The sequence below is a fragment of the Calidifontibacter terrae genome (assembly GCF_054778835.1).
In genome coordinates this window covers 1-17,922 of the sequence record NZ_BAAGZF010000014.1, presented here as the reverse complement: position 1 = coordinate 17,922, position 17,922 = coordinate 1, and the positions used below count along the sequence as shown (strand labels likewise).

The window sequence follows — 17,922 nt, the reverse complement described above, 5'->3', positions numbered from 1 at the left end:
GTGAGCGAACTCACCGAGAATTAATTTGATTTCGAAGATTTCGGTTTGGAACAATGTGGCTCATGTCGATCAGCCCCTACCGCACTGTGTTGGGCAACAGGTCCGCCGTGCGGATCATGCTGCTCGGTTTCATCCTGCGGATCCCGATTTTCAGCGCCGCCGTCATCCTGACGCTGCACGTCGTGCAGACCCTCGGCCGGTCATATACCGATGCTGGCCTGGTCTCAGCCGTGGCCACCGTCGCGATCGCGGTCTCCGGTCCGTGGCGTGGCCGGCTGCTGGACCGCCTCGGCCTGCGCCGCGTCGTCCTGCCCTCGCTGATCGTCTCGGCCGTTGTCTGGATGATCGCGCCGTTCGTGGGCTACTGGTGGTTGCTCGTGCTGGCAGCAATCGGCGGGCTCTTCGTGGTGCCGACCTTCTCGATCGTCCGTCAGGGCGTCATTGCGGCGGTGCCTGAGTCGCAACGCCGCACCGCTCTGTCACTCGACGGAGTCGTGGTCGAGTTGTCGTTCATGGTCGGGCCGCTGGCTGCGGTCTGGCTGAGCACGGTGATGTCCACTCGTTACGTGTTGCTCGGCATCGAGATGATCGGTGTCGTCTTCGGCGCTGTGCTGTGGTGGAGCAACCCGCCGCTGCGCGGAGACGCTGACCTGGTGGGCGGTATGAAGGTCGCCATTCCACGCAGTCGCTGGTTGCGGGGCCGCTTCCTGGCTGTCTGCAGCGCGGCGGTCGGGGCAACCATCGTCCTGACCGGCAGCGACGTTGGCATCGTTGCGGCGATGCGTGACTTCGGGCAGGTTCCGAAGATGGGTGCCGTCCTGCTCTTCTGGTCGCTCGGATCAGTCGTCGGCGGTCTGCTCTACGGCGCGCTGAGTCGGCCGATCTCGCCGTTCTTGCTGCTCTTCGGCCTGGCGGTGACCACGATCCCGATGGGCTTCGCGCCCAACATGTGGTGGCTCGCGGGCACCGGTGTGGTGGCTGGCCTCTTCTGCGCTCCGACGATCACCGCCACCGTCGACGCCGTCGCTCGCGTCGTGCCCGAGTCGGCGCGCGGTGAAGCGATGGGTTGGCACGGCTCGTTCATGACCGCCGGTTCTGCGATCGGCGCACCGGTCGGCGGCCTGGCCATCGACCGCGCGGGCTACGCCGGCGGGTTCGTCCTTGTGTCCCTCATCGGTGCGGCGCTGGCCGTCGTCGGCGCCGCAGCGGTCGCATTGCGTCGCCGGGGACGGCTGTCGGTGGCCGAGGTCGACCTCGCCGCTTGACCGCGTACGGCCGCCGTTGCCTCGATTTGGGGCACGGCGGCCGTCCTGCTAACCTGGCATCACCGACTTGTGTGTTCCGCATGCAAGTGTGCAAGAGAAGCTGACGCTTCCACCTCTGGCGGTAGGCATACCCCAAGGTTCCGGTTCCGGGCAGAACGTTTCGGCGTTCGTTCGCGATATCCCCGATGGGGAAGATCGTGAGGGCCCGTGATCACTGCGTCGGCTCCTCGACCACTCCGGTCACGAGGAGCCTTTTCTCGTTCCGGGCGGTGCGACATCAACAGCCCCAAGGAGCAGACATCAGCGTCGAGCCTCGTATCAACGACCGTATCCGGGTTCCGGAAGTGCGGTTGGTCGGTCCTAACGGTGAGCAGGTCGGAATCGTGCGTGTCGAAGACGCGCTGCGACTGGCCGCTGAAGCAGATCTCGATCTCGTCGAGGTCGCACCGCAGGCCAAGCCGCCGGTCGCCAAGCTCATGGACTACGGCAAGTTCAAGTACGAAGCTGCCCTCAAGGCCCGTGAAGCGCGCAAGAACCAGGTCAACACGGTCATCAAGGAGATCAAGCTCCGACCGAAGATCGACCCGCACGACTACCAGACCAAGCTCGGCCACATCTCCCGGTTCCTCAAGGCCGGCGACAAGGTCAAGGTGACGATCTGGCTGCGTGGCCGTGAGCAGTCGCGTCCGGAGTTGGGGTTCCGACTCCTGCAGCGGGTGGCTCAGGACACCACCGAGCTCGCGTTCGTCGAGAGCTCGCCGAAGCAGGACGGTCGCAACATGATCATGGTGCTCGGCCCGACCCGTAAGAAGGCCGAGGCACGCGCCGAAGGGCGTCGTCGCCGTGAGCAGGAAGCCGCGGATTCGGCAACGGTCATCGAGCCGACCGACGTCCTGCCAGCAGAGGGCGAACCGGCCGAGCCGATCGAATCGACTGAGTCGATCGAATCGACCGAACCGGTGCAGGCCGCAGAAACCACCGCTGAATAGAGCGGAACGCACATTCGCGGGTCTTGACCCGCGACGGACAGAACCGGCGATCGCAGCCGGAACACAGCAGATGAAGGAGATCGGCCCATGCCGAAGATGAAGACCCACAGCGGGACCAAGAAGCGCATCAAGATGACCGGTTCCGGTAAGGCTGCGCGTCTGCAGGCTCGCCGCAAGGCCGGTGCCGCGTTCGCGTCGTCGCCCCGTGGCCGCAAGGAGCGTCGTCGCCAGGCCGGTCTGGTCATCGTCGCCCCGGCCGACCAGAAGCGCGTCAAGCGCCTTCTCGGCAAGTAATCCCAGCCCACTTTGCATCCGCCCCTGATGGGGCAGCACCACACCGAAGGAGATTCACGTGGCACGCGTGAAGCGGGCAGTAAACGCCCAGAAGAAGCGTCGTACAGTTCTCGAGCAGGCCAGCGGTTACCGCGGCCAGCGCTCGCGCCTTTACCGCAAGGCGAAGGAGCAGGTCACCCACAGCATGGGTTATGCGTACCGTGACCGGCGCGCGAAGAAGGGCGACTTCCGTCGCCTGTGGATCCAGCGCATCAACGCTGCGGCCCGCGCGAACGGCATGACGTACAACCGTTTCATCCAGGGTCTGAAGATCGCCGAGATCGAGGTCGACCGTCGCATGCTGGCCGAGCTCGCCGTGAACGACGCTGCTGCGTTCACCGCGCTCGTCGAGATCGCGAAGGCGAACGTTCCCGCTGAGGCCCCGGCCGCAGCGCCCGTGGCCTGACACCTGACCAACGCCGAACGCCGGTGGACACCGTCCTTTCCCACCCGACCTCAGATCGGGTGAAGAAGGTGCGGTCGCTCCACCGGCGTTCGTCGCGTCAGCGGGCCGGTCGGTTCTTGGCCGAGGGCCCGCAGTCCGTACGCGAGGTGCTGCGCTTTGCGCCGCGCACCGTCGACACGGTCTATTACGTTCGCGGACCGCGCAGCGCCGAGTTGGTCGAGCTCGCGACGGGGCAACAGGTCGCCACCCGCGAGTGCACCCCAGAGGTGCTCGCTGCGATGTGCGAAGCGCAGCATCCGCAGCCGGTTGTTGCGGTCGTGCGCCCGGTCGACGTGCCGCTTCCCGAGGCCCTGGCCGGTGAGGGTTTCGTGGTCGTCCTGACGAACGTACGAGATCCCGGCAACGCCGGAACGGTGATCCGCGGTGCCGATGCGGCCGGCGCCCGCTGCGTGTTGATCAGCGACTCCAGCGTCGACATCCAGAACCCGAAGGTCGTCCGCTCGACCGCCGGTTCGCTCTGGCATCTGCCGATCCACACCGGGTCGAGCATTGAGGAAATCTTCACCGCCTGTGGCGAGGCCGGCCTGCTGCTGCTGGCCGCTGATGGCGTGGGGGAGCAACTGCTGCCCGACACCGATCTCACGCGGCCGCACGCCTGGGTGATGGGCAACGAGGCTTGGGGCCTGGAGCCCGAGATTCGGGATGCCTGCGACGAGGTGGTCCGGGTGCCGATCTACGGCCAGGCCGAGTCACTGAACCTGGCGATGGCCGCGACGATCTGCCTGTACGCCAGCGCGGGCGTCTTGCGTCCCTGACTCCCATCGCGGTTGTCCGCCACTTCGGTGGCGTGTCGCGGCGTGGATGACGGACATCCGGAGTGGCTCGATAGGATCGCCGGGTGTCAGGACCTAATACGAATTACGACCCGGTCGAGGTGAGCGCCCTGGACCCCGCCGAGATCGATCAGGCCGTGCAAGCCGCGCTCGCCGCCATCGCGGGAGCCCAAAGCCTCGACGACCTCAAATCCGTACGCACCGCGCACCAAGGCGACAAGTCGCCGTTGGCGCTGGCGAACCGGGAGATCGGTGCCTTGCCACCGAGCGCGAAGGCCGAGGCCGGCAAACGCGTCGGTCAGGCCCGCGGCCAGGTCGGCGCGGCCCTCAAGACCCGTCAGGCGCAGCTCGAGACCGAGCGCGATGAGCGGATCCTGGTCGAGGAGGCCGTCGACGTCACGATGGTCCCGGCTCGCCACCCGCTGGGTCGGCGTCACCCCATTGAGCTGATGAGCCAGCGCATCGCCGACGTCATGGTCGGCATGGGCTGGGAGGTCGCCGAAGGCCCCGAGGTCGAGGCCGAATGGTTCGTCTTCGACGCCCTTAATTTCGATGCCGACCACCCCGCGCGTCAGATGCAGGACACCTTCTATCTCGACCCGGTCGACGCCGGCTTGGTCCTGCGGACCCACACCTCCCCGGTCCAGGCCCGCTCGATGCTCGAGCGCGGCGCACCGCTTTACATCGCCTGCCTCGGCCGTGTTTTCCGTACGGACGAGCTCGATGCCACCCACATGCCGGCCTTTCACCAGGTCGAGGGTCTGGCCGTCGACAAGGGCCTGACGATGGCGAACCTGAAGGGCACGCTCGACCGGCTCGCCGCTGAACTGTTCGGACCGGGGATCGTGACCCGGTTGCGCCCGTCCTACTTCCCGTTCACCGAACCGTCCGCCGAGATGGACCTGCGCTGCTTCGTCTGTCGCGGCGAGGACCCGGACTGCCGTGCCTGCTCCGGAACCGGCTGGATCGAGTGGGGCGGCTGCGGCATGGTCAACCAGAACGTGTTGCGGGCTTGCAACATCGACCCTGAGGAATACACCGGCTTCGCGTTCGGGATGGGCATCGACCGCGCGTTGATGTTCCGCACCGGCCAGGCCGATATGCGGGAAATGATTGAGGGCGACGTGCGCTTCAACGCGCAGTTCGGAATGGAGATCTGATGCGGGTGCCGATCGATTGGCTGCGTGACTACGTTGCCGTCCCGACCGACGCTCGCGGGGTCGACATCGCGGCCTCCCTGGTGAAGGTCGGTCTGGAAGAGGAAGGCCTCCACGGCGGTGAGATCACCGGTCCACTGGTCGTGGGTCGTGTCATCTCCCAGCAGCCGGAGGAGCAGAAGAACGGCAAGACGATCAACTGGTGTCAGGTTGACGTCGGCGACGCGAATGGCAGCGGCGAGCCGCAGGGCATTGTCTGCGGCGCGCACAACTTCGGCGTCGACGACTGGGTCGTCGTGGTGCTCCCGGGCGCCACCTTGCCCGGCGGTTTCGCGATCTCCGCGCGCAAAACCTACGGCCACACCTCGGCCGGCATGATCTGCGCGGCCGACGAACTCGGTCTGCCCGACGATGGCTCCCATGGCATCATCCGGCTGGCCGACCTGATGCCCGGCCGGGAGTTCACTGCCGGCGAAGACGCAATCGCGCTGCTCGGCCTGGACCGGGAGACCGTCGAGGTCAACGTCACGCCCGACCGCGGCTACTGCTTCTGCCTGCGCGGGGTTGCGCGTGAATACGCCCACGCGACGGGCGCCGAGTTCACCGATCCGGCAATCGCGTTGGGGCAGAAGGCTCCTGCCGCGAACGACGGTGGCTTCGCGGTGGAGATCCGCGATGAGGAGCCGCTGCGCGGCGTGACCGGTTGCTCGCGCTACGTCGCCCGCGTCGTACGAGGCATCGACCCGAACGCGCCGACGCCGGCGTGGCTGGCCACCCGACTTACCGAGGCTGGCATGCGACCGATCTCGCTCGCGGTCGACGTCACCAACTACGTGATGCTGGCTCTTGGTCAGCCGTTGCACGCCTTCGACCTCGACCGCCTCACCGGGCCGATCGTGGTTCGTCGGGCGCGCGCGGGGGAGAAGCTCAAGACGCTCGACGACGTCGAGCGGAAGCTGTTGCCGGAGGACCTGCTGATCACCGATGCCGGCGATAAGCCGCTGGCAATCGCCGGGGTGATGGGCGGGGAGGACGGCGAGGTCACCTCCACCACCTCAGCAGTGTTGATCGAGGCCGCCCGGTTCGACACAGTGACGGTCGCCCGCTCGGCTCGTCGTCACAAGCTGACCACCGAGGCGTCCAAGCGCTTCGAGCGCGGGGTCGACCCCGAGCTCGCTCCGGCTGCCGCCCAGCTGGCGGTTGACCTGCTGGTGGAGTTCGGGGGTGGGACCGTCGATGACGGAGTCACCGACGTCCACACGCCGTTGCCGGCGACGGTTATCGACCTCGACCCGGCGGCCCCGGGCCGGCTGGTCGGCGTCGATTATTCGGCCGCCCAGGTCGAAGCGGTGCTCACCCAGATCGGCTGCAGGCTCGACACCTCGGTCTCGCCATGGAAGGTCACCGCGCCGTCCTGGCGTCCCGACCTCACCACCGGCCCCGACCTCATCGAGGAAGTGGCCCGGATCGAGGGCTATGAGTCGATCCCGTCGATCCTCCCGGCGGCTCCCGGTGGTCGTGGCCTGACCGCCGCCCAGACCACCCGCCGGTTGGTGGCGAACATCCTTGCCGCGCAGGGGTTCTCGGAGGTTTGGAGCGCGCCGTTCATCAGCGAGAAGCTGTTCGACCAACTCGGCTATGCAGCTGACGACCCGCGGCGCGGGACGCTGCGAGTGGCGAACCCACTGTCCGACGAGCAGCCGCTGCTGCGCACCTCGGTGTTGCCGAGTGTGCTGGACGCGTTGCACCGCAACGTTTCTCGCGGTGCCAAGGACCTCGCCCTCTTCGAACACGGCCTGGTGATCGGCGGTCCCGCCGGAGTGGCCCCGACGTACGAGGTCGGCAGTTATCCCGGCGCGGAGGCGGTGGCCGAAATCGAGGCTGCCGTTCCAGCTCAGCCGCGCCTGGTGGCCTGGGCGATGACCGGCGAGTTCGATCGAGCCGGTTGGTGGGGCGCCGGCCGCGTCGCAGACTGGGCCGACGCGATCGCCGTGGCTCGTGAACTCGGTGAAGCGCTCGGCGTCGAGGTCGAGGTGTCAACCGGTGCGCAGGCGCCGTTCCACCCCGGCCGCTGCGCGCAGTTGTCCGTCAACGGTGCCGTGATCGGTGTCGCCGGTGAGCTGCACCCGAAGGTCGTGTCGGCGCTGCAGTTGTCGGGCCGGCCGGTCGGTGGCGAACTGGATCTCGACGCGCTGATCGCGGCGGCGACGACACCGCAGGCGAAGGGGCTGTCCAACTTCCCGTTGGTCAACAGCGACATCGCGCTCACGGTCGACAGTGCGGTTCGCGCCGGTGAGGTGTTGACCACGCTGCGTGGCGCAGCGGGTGAACTGCTGGAGTCGATTGTGCTGTTCGACAGCTACGAGGGTGACCAGGTGGGCGACGGCAAGAAGTCGCTGGCCTACCGGATGACCTTCCGCGGCGACCGCACGCTGACGACCGAAGAGGTCAACGCTGTACGGGATGCGACGGTGCAGGCGGCGCAGAAGGCTCACGGCGCGGTGCTGCGCGGGGCCTGAAACAGGCGGTGCTGCGCGGGGCCTGAAACAGGCGGTGCTGCGCGGGGCCTGAAACAGGCGGTGCTGCGCGGGGCCTGAAACACATTGAGATAACTGGTCCGGTTCGAGGGAGTGCGAATTTTCGCGTCACCACGGACCGGACCAGGTATCTCATGCGGCGGGCACGGGAGACCGTGTGGATGATCATTCATCAATGTGTATGATCATCACATGAAGCGCATTGCCATCGCTGGAGCCAGCGGCTACGCCGGCGGCGAGATCCTGCGATTGCTGACCAGCCACCCGCAGGTCGAGATCGGCGCCTTGGCCGCCGGAAGTAACGCAGGCCAGCCAGTCACCTCAATCCACCCGCATCTGACGCCCTACGCCGATCGGACATTCGTCGAGACCTCGGCCGAGACGCTGTCGGGTCACGACGTCGTCTTCCTGGCGCTACCCCATGGTGCAAGCGCCGCGGTGGCGAGGGAGGTGAGTCCGGACACCGTGGTCATTGACTGCGGCGCCGACTTCCGGCTGAGGGACAAGCAGGCGTGGACCACCTTTTACACCACCCCGTACGCCGGGTCATGGCCTTATGGCATGCCCGAGTTGCCCGACCACCGCGAGGCACTCCGTGGCGCGCATCGGATCGCCGTTCCCGGTTGCTACCCGACGGCCACCTCGTTGGCCCTCGCACCGGCTGCCGCTGCGGGCCTCATCGCGCTCGATGACATTGTGATCGTCGCGGCCTCGGGCACATCTGGCGCTGGGAAGTCACTCAAGCCGCATCTGCTCGGCTCCGAGGTGATGGGCTCGATGTCGCCGTACGGCGTCGGTGGCGGCCACCGGCACACCCCCGAGATCGAACAGAACCTGTCGGCCGCAGCGGGCGCCCCCGTGACGGTCTCGTTCACACCGACGCTCGCCCCGATGCCGCGTGGCATCCTCGCCACCTGCACCGCACGGCTGACCGGCGCAGCGAACAAGGTGCGGTCGGCGTACGAATCTGCTTACGCGGCAGAGCCGTTCGTGCATCTGTTGCCCGAGGGTCAGTGGCCGAACACCGGCGCCGTGCTCGGCTCGAACAACGTGCAGATCCAGATCGCCGTCGACGAGCGCGTTGGGCGGCTGGTCGTTGTCTCGGCGATCGACAACCTGACCAAGGGCACCGGCGGTGCGGCCGTGCAATGCATGAATCTCGCTCTGGGCCTCCCTGAGACCCTGGGTCTCCCGATGACAGGAGTGGCGCCGTGAGGATCCAGCCCCCGAAGTTCTCCGCTCATTCCTCGCTCCGAGACTGCGCTGGGGTGCCCGAATGAGCGTCACTGCAGCTCAAGGTTTCCGCGCGGCTGGCATGACTGCCGGCCTCAAGGTGAGCGGTTCGCCCGACCTGGCGCTGGTCGTCAACGACGGCCCCGATCATCACGCGGCGGCGGTGTTCACCAGCAACCGGGTCGAGGCTGCTCCGGTCACCTGGAGCCGCCAGGTCGTGAACGACGGCCGGGTCGACGCCGTGATCCTGAACTCCGGCGGCGCGAACGCGTGTACCGGCGCCCAGGGTTTTCTCGACACTCACCACACCGCCGAGTTGGTCGCGGATGCCCTCGGTGTCTCGGCCGGTGATGTCGTGGTCTGTTCCACCGGACTGATTGGCGAACTGCTGCCGATGGACAAGTTCGAAGCGGCTGTTCCTCAAGCGGCGACACAGTTGGCGCGGGAGGGCGGATCCGCGGCAGCGACGGCGATCATGACCACCGACACCGTCTCGAAGCAGGCAGTGGCGACGGGCGAGGGCTGGAGCGTCGGCGGGATGGCCAAGGGCGCTGGGATGTTGGCGCCGGCCCTGGCAACCATGTTGGTCGTCATCACCACCGACGCGGTCGTCGACGCGGGCGAACTCGACGAGATCCTGCGGGCGGCGACCCACGTCAGTTTCGACCGGATCGACTCCGATGGCTGCCAGTCGACCAACGACACGGTGCTACTGATGGCGTCCGGAGCCTCCGGCGCGCGCCCGACGCGCGACGAACTCACCGCTGCGGTCAGGCAGGTCTGTTTGGACCTGGCCCGACAGCTGATCGGCGACGCCGAAGGCGCTGCCCACGACATCGCGATCCAGGTCACGAATGCCGCAACAGAGGACGACGCCCTCGAGGTGGCCCGCTCGATTGCGCGAAACAACCTGTTCAAGTGTGCGGTTTTCGGCAACGACCCGAACTGGGGGCGGGTGCTCGCCGCGGTCGGAACGACCCGCGCCGCGTTCGAACCGCACCAGCTTGATGTGTCGATCAATGGCGTACAGGTGTGTCGGTCCGGTGGGGTGGGGGAGGACCGATCCCTGATCGACCTCACTGCCCGCGAGGTGACGATAACCGTCGACCTGCACGCCGGGAGCGACGAGGTGACGGTCTGGACCAACGACCTCACCCACGACTACGTCCACGAAAACTCCGCTTACAGCACCTGAGGACCACGAATGAGTCTGCGCGACACCACCTCTCTGGCCGCCGCGGCCGATAAAGCCACGACGCTGGTCGAGGCATTGCCGTGGCTGCAGGAGTTCCGCGGCGCCCTGGTGGTGATCAAATACGGCGGCAACGCGATGACCGACGACGCGCTGAAGTCAGCGTTCGCCGAGGATGTCGCCTTCCTGAAATACGCCGGACTGCGCCCGGTCGTGGTCCACGGCGGCGGCCCGCAGATCCAGGCGATGCTCGATCGGCTCAACCTGAGCAGTGAGTTCAAGGGCGGCTTGCGGGTCACGACCCCAGAGACAATGGACGTCGTACGCATGGTGCTCACCGGCCAGGTTTCCCGCGAGTTGGTGGGGCTGATCAACAGTCACGGCTCGCTCGCGGTCGGGATGTCCGGCGAGGACGCCCACCTGTTCGGTGCCCGGCGGCGCGGCGCCGTCGTCGACGGCGAAACGGTCGACATCGGCCTGGTCGGCGACGTCGAAACGGTGAACCCGGCCGCCGTACAAGATTTGCTCGACGCGGGCCGTATCCCGGTGATCTCGTCGGTCGCGCCTGATCTCGACCACGACGGACAGGTGCTCAATGTCAACGCTGACACCGCCGCCGCGGCCGTGGCCACCGCGCTCGGCGCGCGCAAACTGGTGGTCCTCACCGACGTCGAAGGCGTCTACGAAAACTGGCCTGATCGCAACAGCCTGCTCTCCAGCTTGCCGGTCAGCCAGGCCCGCGAACTCCTGCAAACCGTTGACGCCGGGATGGTCCCGAAACTCGAGGCATGCGTACGCGCGATCGAGGGCGGGGTACCTCAGGCCCACGTGATCGACGGCCGTCGCCCCCATTCGCTGCTGCTCGAGGTGTTCACCAACGCCGGCATCGGCACGATGATCGTTCCGGAGGAATCGGTATGAATCAGGACTACGAACTGCAGGCGTACGTCGACAACCTTCTGGGCGTGTTCGGCCGCCCCTCGTTGGTCATCGACCACGGCGACGGCGCCTACGTCTGGGACACCGACGGGAAGCGCTACCTCGACCTGCTGGGCGGCATTGCGGTCAACGCCCTCGGCCACAACCACCACGCGCTGGTCACCGCGGTCTCAAAGCAGGCCGCGGAGTGCGTCCACGTGTCGAACTTCTTCACCACTCGCGCTCAGATCGAGCTCGCGCAGACGTTGGTGCGGATCAGCGGTGCGCCGGCCGGATCGCGAGTCTTCTTCGCCAACTCCGGCACCGAGGCGATCGAGGCCGCGATCAAGCTCTCCCGCCGCACGGACCGCACCGGCATCGTTGCTGCCGAGTCGGCCTTTCACGGCCGCTCGACCGGCGCACTTGCGTTGACCTACAAGGCCGCCTACCGCGAACCCTTCGAGCCGTTGTTGCCGGGCGTGAGCCATGTTCCGTACGGCGACGTTGACGCCTTGCGCGCCGCGGTCGGCGCGGACACATCGGCTGTATTTTTGGAACCGATACAAGGCGAAGGCGGCGTCATCGTCGCTGACGACGACTACCTGCGCGCTGCGCGCGAGATCACGACCGCGGCCGGCGCGCTACTGGTGGTCGATGAGATCCAGACCGGCGTTGGGCGTACCGGCGACTGGTTCGGTTTCCAGCGCAGCGGGATCGTGCCGGACGCGATCACCGTCGCAAAGGGCCTGGGCGGCGGGGTGCCGATCGGGGCCCTGATCACGTTCGGCGAGCGGGCCTCGACGCTGCTCGAACCGGGCCAGCACGGCTCCACCTTCGGCGGCAACCCGCTGGCTTGCGCCGCCGGCCTCGCCGTGATCGACACCCTCGAACGCGACCACCTGCTGGCCAGCGCTCAGGAACTGGGCGACTGGCTGCAGACACAGGAGATCGAGGGCGTACGACAGATCCGTGGGCGTGGCCTGCTGCAGGCGTTCGTGCTCGAGGAGCCGATTGCCACAACTGTCGTCGAACATGCCCGTGCGGCGGGGTTCATCGTCAACGCGGTGGCGCCCGATGCGTTGCGCATCGCGCCGCCGTTGATCCTCACTCGCGACGACCTGCAGAGGTTCCTCGACGTTCTTCCCACGCTGATTCAGGAGTCCCGTTCATGATCCGTCACTTCCTGCGCGACGACGACCTCACGCCGGCCGAGCAGGCCGAGGTGTTGGAACTGGCTGCTCGGCTCAAGACGAGTCGGCATGCCGAGCAGCCGCTGGCCGGTCCGCAAGCCGTTGCGTTGATCTTCGACAAGCCGACGCTGCGCACCCAGTTGTCGTTCTCGGTCGGTGTCGCGGAGTTGGGCGGTATCGCCACGGTGGTCGACGGCAACCTTGCTCAGATTGGCACCCGCGAGTCGATCGCCGACGTCACCCGGGTCATCACCCGACAGGTCTCCGCCATCGTGTGGCGCACCCACGATCAGTCGCGGATCGACGAAATGGCTTCGCAGGCAACGGTTCCGGTGGTCAACGCTCTCACCGACCAGTTCCACCCCTGCCAGATTCTGGCCGACCTGCTGACGATCACCGAACACAAGGGCGCTCTCGCGGGCCTGACGATGACCTACGTCGGCGACGGCGCGAACAACATGGCCCACTCCTACCTGCTCGGTGGCGCGCTGGCCGGGATGAACGTTCGGATCGGCACCCCGAGCAGTCACCAACCCGACCCCGAGATCCTGACCCGCGCGAGCGAGATCGCTGCTGAGACAGGCGGTTCGGTGTCGGTCACCGATGACCCGATTGCGGCGGTCACTGGCGCCGACGCGGTGATCACGGACACCTGGGTGTCGATGGGGCAGGAGAACGAGAGCGACAGCCGCAAGGGTGAGGCAAGCCCGTTCGCCAAATACGCACTCGACGGCGATCTGCTCTCCCACGCCGCGCCCGACTCGATCGTGATGCACTGCCTGCCGGCCTACCGAGGCTACGAGATCAGCGCCGACGTCATCGATGGGCCGCGGTCGGTGGTCTGGGATGAAGCCGAGAACCGGCTGCACGCGCAGAAGGCACTGATGGCCTTCCTGCTGAACCACAGTGGTGTCTTGTGAGCGCCGGCAACACCGGCAACCGGGCCGCCCGGCATCGCGCGATCACCCAGATCATCGGCAGCGAGGACGTACGCTCCCAGCCCGATCTGGCCGAGCGGCTGGCGACGCACGGCTTCTCGGTCACTCAGGCGACGCTGTCGCGTGACCTGGAGGAACTCGGCGCGGTGAAGCTGCGGCGCGACGGCGGTTTGGTCTATGCAATCGCCGCCGAGGGTGGCGACGGAAACGCTCCGCTCTCGCTGGCAGAACCCAGCGGCAGGTTGCGCCGGATTTGCGCGGATTTCCTTGTCTCGTCGCAGTTCTCGGAGAATCTGGTCGTTCTCAAGACCCCTCCGGGCGGCGCAAACCTGCTCGCCTCCGCGATCGATCACGCCCAGCCGCCGGATGTGCTGGGCACCATCGCTGGCGATGACACCATCCTGGTGATCGCGTCCGGCACCGGGACGGCAGAATCGGTCGCGGCCTACTTCCTCGAATTGGCACAAGGGAACTGATGAGCGAGAACACTCCGAACAGCACCGACGAACGCCTCAGCCTCTGGGGCGGTCGGTTCGCCGGCGGACCGGCAGATGCGCTGGCCGCGCTGTCGAAGTCGACGCACTTCGACTGGCGCCTGGCGGCGTACGACATTGCGGGCTCCAAGGCCCACGCCCGGGTCTTGCACTCCGCGGGGCTGCTCGACCAAGCCCAGTGCGACGCGATGATCGAGGCGCTGGATCGACTGCTGACCGACGTACGGTCCGGCGCGTTCACTCCGGCTCTGGAGGACGAGGACGTCCACACCGCGCTGGAACGCGGCTTGATCGAGCGGGCCGGCGCCGATATCGGTGGTCGGTTGCGAGCTGGTCGCAGCCGCAACGACCAAGTGGCGACCCTGTTCCGGATGTACCTGCGCGACCACGCGCGGGTCGTGGGCGGCCTGCTGCTGGATGTCGTCGAGGCGTTGATCGGTCAGGCTGAACAGCACCACGGCGTCGCGATGCCGGGTCGCACCCACCTGCAACACGCGCAGCCGGTGTTGCTCTCGCACCACCTGCTGGCTCACGCCTGGGCGCTGTTGCGCGACGTGCAGCGTCTGGCCGACTGGGACAAGCGCGCCGACGAATCCCCGTACGGTTCGGGCGCCCTCGCCGGCTCAAGCCTCGGTCTCGACCCGAACGCGGTGGCCCGAGACCTCGGGTTCAGCCGGTCGACGATGAACTCGATCGACGGAACAGCCGGCCGGGACTTCGTCGCGGAGTTCTCGTTCATTTCGGCGATGTCCGCGGTCGATATCTCCCGGATCGCCGAAGAGGTCGTTCTCTGGGCGACCAAGGAGTTCTCGTTCGTCACGCTCGACGACGCCTACTCGACCGGGTCGAGCATCATGCCGCAGAAGAAGAACCCGGATGTTGCCGAGCTCGCGCGCGGGAAGGCCGGCCGGCTCGTCGGCGACCTCGCCGGGCTGCTCACCACGCTCAAGGCGTTGCCGTTGGCCTACAACCGCGACCTGCAGGAAGACAAGGAGCCGGTGTTCGACGCCGTCGACACCCTCGAAGTGCTCCTTCCGGCGTTCTCCGGCATGGTCCACACCCTCGTCTTCAACACCGATCGGCTCGAGTCGCTGGCGCCGCAGGGTTTTGCGCTGGCCACCGATATCGCCGAGTGGCTGGTGCGCCAGGGCACCCCGTTCCGGATCGCCCACGAGGTTGCCGGTGAATGCGTGCGGGTCTGCGAGAAGCAGGATAAAGAGCTGTGGGACCTCACCGACGAGGAACTCGCGGCGATCAACCCGGCCCTCACTCCCGCCGTACGGGAGGTGCTGAGCGTCGAGGGATCGCTGAGCTCCCGCGACGCTCAAGGAGGCACCGCCCCGGTGCGCGTCGCCGAACAGCGCGAAGCCGCGAAGATCGTTGCGGCTCAGGCTCGACTCTGGACTCAGCAGCGCGCCGTCGAGGTCTGATTGATGCCGGTCCTCTACTACCTGGTGGGTCCGCCGGCCGTCGGGAAACTGACGATCGGGAGCCTGCTGCGCGAGCGAACCGGGGCCGCGTTGATCGACAACCATTTGATCAACGACCCGGTGTTCGTGCCGATGGGGGTCGATCGCACTACCGACATCTCGGTCACCGATGCGCTGCGCAAGCGCGTTCACGAGGTGGTGCTCGAAGCGGCCCAGGCGGCGCCGGCGCATGTTTCGCACATCTTCACCAACTGGCTGCCCGATGAGCCTTCGAACGCGCAGCTCGTGCAGACCTTGGCCAACCTCGCCCGCGTGCGTGGCGCGCAGTTCCTGCCGATCTGGCTCACCTGCGACGAGCGGGAGCTGTTGCGACGGGTGACCTCGGCCGATCGCGGGGCGCGAGCCAAGTTGCGCGACCCGGCGGTGTTGCGCGAGCTGCTGAAACGGCCCGGACTGCCTGCACCCGCCGACGCGCTGCAGCTCGACACCACCGACCTGACGCCTGCAGAGTCGGCTGACCGCATCGTGGCGTTCGCGGATCAGGCGTGAAGATGGCCGCCCTCACCGATTCAGCGCTCGACGTGGCGCCACGGCTGCTTGGTTCCCTGTTGCACGGGCGTGGGGTGACGGTGCGCTTGACCGAGGTCGAGGCGTACGAGGGCGTCGACGACCCGGGGTCGCATGCCTTCCGTGGGCCGACGCCACGGACGGAGGTGATGTTCGGACCGGCCGGGCGGCTCTACACCTATCTCAGTTACGGCATGCACGTCTGCGCGAACTACGTCTGTGGCGTCGACGGAACCGCCGCGGCAGTGTTGTTGCGCGCCGGCGAGGTGGTGGACGGCCTCGAGCTCGCACAGCAGCGGCGGCCGAAGGGACCCGCTCGCGATCTGGCGCGCGGTCCCGCGCGGCTCACCAGCGCACTCGGGCTGACCCTGGACGACTACGGCGTCGACCTGCACGATCCCGCGTCCCCCGTACGCCTCGAGCTCTACGATCCTGTTGCGCCGCAACGGATTCGGAGCGGTCCGCGGGTTGGTGTTTCCGGTGCAGGCGGGGGAGTGGACTACCCGTGGCGGTTTTGGGTGCATGACGATCCGACCGTGTCGGCCTATCGCCCCGCGAAACCGCGTCGCAGTGGATCCGGGGCGTAGGGCAGGCTTGACCCGGCGACAACCGTCGCCGTCATCAGACATGAGAGTGCGGAACACCGTGAGCGAGATCCTGGACGAGTTGCAGTGGCGTGGCTTGGTGGCGCAGACCACCGATGAGGCCACGCTGCGGGAGGCGCTCGGCGGGACCATCACGATGTATGTGGGTTTCGACCCCACCGCGCCGTCGCTGCACTTCGGAAACCTGGTCCAACTGGTGGTCGCCCGCAGGCTGCAGCGCGCCGGCCATCGAGTCTTGTGCCTCGTCGGGGGGTCGACCGGGCTGATCGGTGACCCGAAACCGGACAGTGAGCGGGTCTTGCGCAGCAAGGAGCAGGTCGCCGAGGCGGTCGCTTCGATCCGACACCAGGCGGAGGCGTTCCTCGACTTCGATGGCGACAACGCCGCGACCATGGTGAACAACCTGGACTGGACCGAGAGCATCAGCGCGCTGGATTTCCTGCGCGACTACGGGAAGTACTTCCGGGTCAACGCGATGATCAAAAAGGACGCGGTCTCGGCGCGGCTGAACTCCGATGCTGGGATCAGCTACACCGAGTTCAGCTACCAAATTCTGCAGGGCCTGGACTTCCTGCACCTCTTTCGGACCTACGGCTGCACGCTCCAGACGGGTGCGGTCGACCAGTGGGGGAACATCCTCGCCGGAGTCGACCTGATTAGGCAGGCCGAGGGGGCGCGCGCTCACGTGTTGACGACCCCGCTGCTCACCGACAGCACGGGTCGCAAGTACGGCAAGTCCGAGGGCAACGCGATCTGGCTCGATCCGGCGATGACGTCGCCGTACGCGTTCTTCCAGTACTTCCTCAATGTCGAAGACTCCGAGGTGGTCAAGTTGCTGAAGGTGTTCGGGGATCACGACGCGGAGCAGATTTCGGAGTTTGAGCGACAGGTGGCCGAAGAACCATTCCGACGGGCCGCCCAGAAGGAGCTCGCCGCCGTGACCACCACGCTGGTCCATGGCGCCGACGCGACTCAAAAGGTGCAGGCAGCCTCGGAAGCCTTGTTCGGCAAGGGTGACCTGGTTGGCCTTGACGCCGACACCCTGCGCGACGCCACTGCCGAGCTGCCCGGTGGTGATGTGGCCGTGGGGACGAACATCGTGGATGCGCTGATCTCAGTGGGGGTGGCGGACAGTCGCAACTCGGCCCGACGGCTGATCAACGACGGGGGAGTCTCGGTGAACAACGTCAAGGTCGCCTCCGAGGAACTGGCGCTCGACGACAGCACCTTTCTGCACGGCTCCGTCGCGATCATCAAGCGTGGGCGCAAGCACCAGGCGGCTGCGCGGCGCGTCTGACAGCGCGTCGAAGAGGCATTGTTCCGTGCCATGACTGACGAGTCGGGGTCTCGGGAACCCTCCACAGGAGGCTCTCGGGGGCCCGATTTGGCATCCGTCGAAGCGCCGCGTAATGTTCTCCGAGTCGCCCCGAGGGGAACGGACAAGCCGAGAGGCCTGGCCGGCCCGGGAAACGAATCCTCCGCTGAGACTCAGCCAGATCGGTCGAAACGCCGATTTGAACGAGAATCAAGCAGATGATAAGTTTGACAGGTTGCCCCAAGCGGGTGAGAAGCCGAAAGGCAGCTCACTTGAAAGGCGACAAACATTCGAATGAATTTCTTCGAATCGGCCGAAAAGCCCGGTTTGAACGGAAAGAAAACGAATGCTAAGGTTAACGAGTTGCCCCGAACGGGTGAAAAGCGAAAGCGATTCATCACCAAGGTGAGCAGTTGTTTCTTGAGAACTCAACAGCGTGTCGAATGATTGATGCCAATTGTTTGTTTGGTTGAGATTGTACATTGTAGTGAGCAGACCTTTTGGTTTGTTTTGCTCTTGT

Annotated in this window: 18 protein-coding genes; 17 read left to right on the top strand and 1 reads right to left on the bottom strand. The window is 66.6% G+C overall.

Annotated features, from left to right (window positions below; genetic code table 11):
• Window positions 1-62: 62 nt before the first annotated feature.
• The 17 genes from ACYU98_RS14515 (at window position 63) to tyrS (ending at window position 17,384) form a co-directional block, all read left to right on the top strand.
• Window positions 63-1,265, top strand: a complete 1,203-nt coding sequence (locus ACYU98_RS14515; RefSeq protein WP_460468940.1) for an MFS transporter — start codon at window positions 63-65, stop codon at window positions 1,263-1,265.
• Between the two features lie 185 nt (window positions 1,266-1,450).
• Window positions 1,451-2,254: a translation initiation factor IF-3 gene (infC, locus tag ACYU98_RS14510; RefSeq protein ID WP_460468939.1), complete on the top strand. Its 804-nt coding sequence runs from the start codon at window positions 1,451-1,453 to the stop codon at window positions 2,252-2,254.
• Between the two features lie 87 nt (window positions 2,255-2,341).
• On the top strand, window positions 2,342-2,548 hold the full coding sequence (locus ACYU98_RS14505; RefSeq protein ID WP_460468938.1) for a large ribosomal subunit protein bL35: 207 nt from the start codon (window positions 2,342-2,344) through the stop codon (window positions 2,546-2,548).
• A gap of 58 nt (window positions 2,549-2,606) precedes the next feature.
• Window positions 2,607-2,993 (top strand): 50S ribosomal protein L20, encoded by a 387-nt coding sequence (rplT, locus tag ACYU98_RS14500; protein WP_460468937.1) that lies wholly within the window; start codon window positions 2,607-2,609, stop codon window positions 2,991-2,993.
• A gap of 23 nt (window positions 2,994-3,016) precedes the next feature.
• Complete coding sequence (locus ACYU98_RS14495) at window positions 3,017-3,808, top strand: TrmH family RNA methyltransferase (protein WP_460468936.1); 792 nt, start codon at window positions 3,017-3,019, stop codon at window positions 3,806-3,808.
• Between the two features lie 83 nt (window positions 3,809-3,891).
• Window positions 3,892-4,986, top strand: coding sequence for a phenylalanine--tRNA ligase subunit alpha (gene pheS, locus ACYU98_RS14490; protein ID WP_460468935.1), 1,095 nt, complete (start codon window positions 3,892-3,894; stop codon window positions 4,984-4,986).
• Entirely contained in the window at window positions 4,986-7,502 is a 2,517-nt protein-coding gene (gene pheT / locus ACYU98_RS14485) for a phenylalanine--tRNA ligase subunit beta (RefSeq protein WP_460468934.1), read from the top strand. Before pheS ends, pheT begins: the two co-directional genes overlap by 1 nt.
• Before the next feature lie 210 nt (window positions 7,503-7,712).
• Window positions 7,713-8,735, top strand: coding sequence for an N-acetyl-gamma-glutamyl-phosphate reductase (gene argC / locus ACYU98_RS14480; protein ID WP_460468933.1), 1,023 nt, complete (start codon window positions 7,713-7,715; stop codon window positions 8,733-8,735).
• A gap of 61 nt (window positions 8,736-8,796) precedes the next feature.
• Window positions 8,797-9,948: a bifunctional glutamate N-acetyltransferase/amino-acid acetyltransferase ArgJ gene (gene argJ / locus ACYU98_RS14475; protein WP_460468932.1), complete on the top strand. Its 1,152-nt coding sequence runs from the start codon at window positions 8,797-8,799 to the stop codon at window positions 9,946-9,948.
• Window positions 9,949-9,957: 9 nt separating this feature from the next.
• The gene (argB, locus tag ACYU98_RS14470; protein WP_460468931.1) at window positions 9,958-10,866 is read left to right on the top strand and encodes an acetylglutamate kinase; all 909 of its coding nucleotides are present in this window, start codon (window positions 9,958-9,960) and stop codon (window positions 10,864-10,866) included.
• On the top strand, window positions 10,863-12,035 hold the full coding sequence (locus ACYU98_RS14465) for an acetylornithine transaminase (RefSeq protein ID WP_460468930.1): 1,173 nt from the start codon (window positions 10,863-10,865) through the stop codon (window positions 12,033-12,035). Before argB ends, ACYU98_RS14465 begins: the two co-directional genes overlap by 4 nt.
• The gene (argF, locus tag ACYU98_RS14460; protein ID WP_460468929.1) at window positions 12,032-12,973 is read left to right on the top strand and encodes an ornithine carbamoyltransferase; all 942 of its coding nucleotides are present in this window, start codon (window positions 12,032-12,034) and stop codon (window positions 12,971-12,973) included. The genes ACYU98_RS14465 and argF overlap by 4 nt, the downstream gene beginning before the upstream one ends.
• Entirely contained in the window at window positions 12,970-13,467 is a 498-nt protein-coding gene (argR, locus tag ACYU98_RS14455; protein WP_460468928.1) for an arginine repressor, read from the top strand. Before argF ends, argR begins: the two co-directional genes overlap by 4 nt.
• Window positions 13,467-14,915 carry an argininosuccinate lyase gene (gene argH / locus ACYU98_RS14450; protein WP_460468927.1) on the top strand — a complete coding sequence of 483 codons (1,449 nt, stop codon included), beginning with the start codon at window positions 13,467-13,469 and terminating at the stop codon, window positions 14,913-14,915. Before argR ends, argH begins: the two co-directional genes overlap by 1 nt.
• A 3-nt stretch (window positions 14,916-14,918) precedes the next feature.
• Window positions 14,919-15,464: an AAA family ATPase gene (locus ACYU98_RS14445; protein ID WP_460468926.1), complete on the top strand. Its 546-nt coding sequence runs from the start codon at window positions 14,919-14,921 to the stop codon at window positions 15,462-15,464.
• A 2-nt stretch (window positions 15,465-15,466) separates the two neighbouring features.
• Window positions 15,467-16,069: a DNA-3-methyladenine glycosylase gene (locus ACYU98_RS14440; protein WP_460469004.1), complete on the top strand. Its 603-nt coding sequence runs from the start codon at window positions 15,467-15,469 to the stop codon at window positions 16,067-16,069.
• A 58-nt stretch (window positions 16,070-16,127) separates the two neighbouring features.
• Window positions 16,128-17,384, top strand: a complete 1,257-nt coding sequence (gene tyrS / locus ACYU98_RS14435) for a tyrosine--tRNA ligase (protein ID WP_460468925.1) — start codon at window positions 16,128-16,130, stop codon at window positions 17,382-17,384.
• 228 nt (window positions 17,385-17,612) lie between these two features.
• Here tyrS and ACYU98_RS14430 read toward each other — a convergent pair.
• Window positions 17,613-17,922: hypothetical protein (locus ACYU98_RS14430; RefSeq protein ID WP_460468924.1), on the bottom strand; the 310-nt coding region annotated here is incomplete at its 5' end.

Coding starts and splice junctions, on each gene's coding strand:
- ACYU98_RS14515 (WP_460468940.1), top strand. CDS start 63: ATGTCGATCAGCCCCTACCGCACTGTGTTGGGCAACAGGTCCGCCGTG.
- infC (WP_460468939.1), top strand. CDS start 1,451: ATGGGGAAGATCGTGAGGGCCCGTGATCACTGCGTCGGCTCCTCGACC.
- ACYU98_RS14505 (WP_460468938.1), top strand. CDS start 2,342: ATGCCGAAGATGAAGACCCACAGCGGGACCAAGAAGCGCATCAAGATG.
- pheT (WP_460468934.1), top strand. CDS start 4,986: ATGCGGGTGCCGATCGATTGGCTGCGTGACTACGTTGCCGTCCCGACC.
- argC (WP_460468933.1), top strand. CDS start 7,713: ATGAAGCGCATTGCCATCGCTGGAGCCAGCGGCTACGCCGGCGGCGAG.
- argJ (WP_460468932.1), top strand. CDS start 8,797: ATGAGCGTCACTGCAGCTCAAGGTTTCCGCGCGGCTGGCATGACTGCC.
- argB (WP_460468931.1), top strand. CDS start 9,958: ATGAGTCTGCGCGACACCACCTCTCTGGCCGCCGCGGCCGATAAAGCC.
- ACYU98_RS14465 (WP_460468930.1), top strand. CDS start 10,863: ATGAATCAGGACTACGAACTGCAGGCGTACGTCGACAACCTTCTGGGC.
- argF (WP_460468929.1), top strand. CDS start 12,032: ATGATCCGTCACTTCCTGCGCGACGACGACCTCACGCCGGCCGAGCAG.
- argH (WP_460468927.1), top strand. CDS start 13,467: ATGAGCGAGAACACTCCGAACAGCACCGACGAACGCCTCAGCCTCTGG.
- ACYU98_RS14445 (WP_460468926.1), top strand. CDS start 14,919: ATGCCGGTCCTCTACTACCTGGTGGGTCCGCCGGCCGTCGGGAAACTG.
- ACYU98_RS14440 (WP_460469004.1), top strand. CDS start 15,467: ATGGCCGCCCTCACCGATTCAGCGCTCGACGTGGCGCCACGGCTGCTT.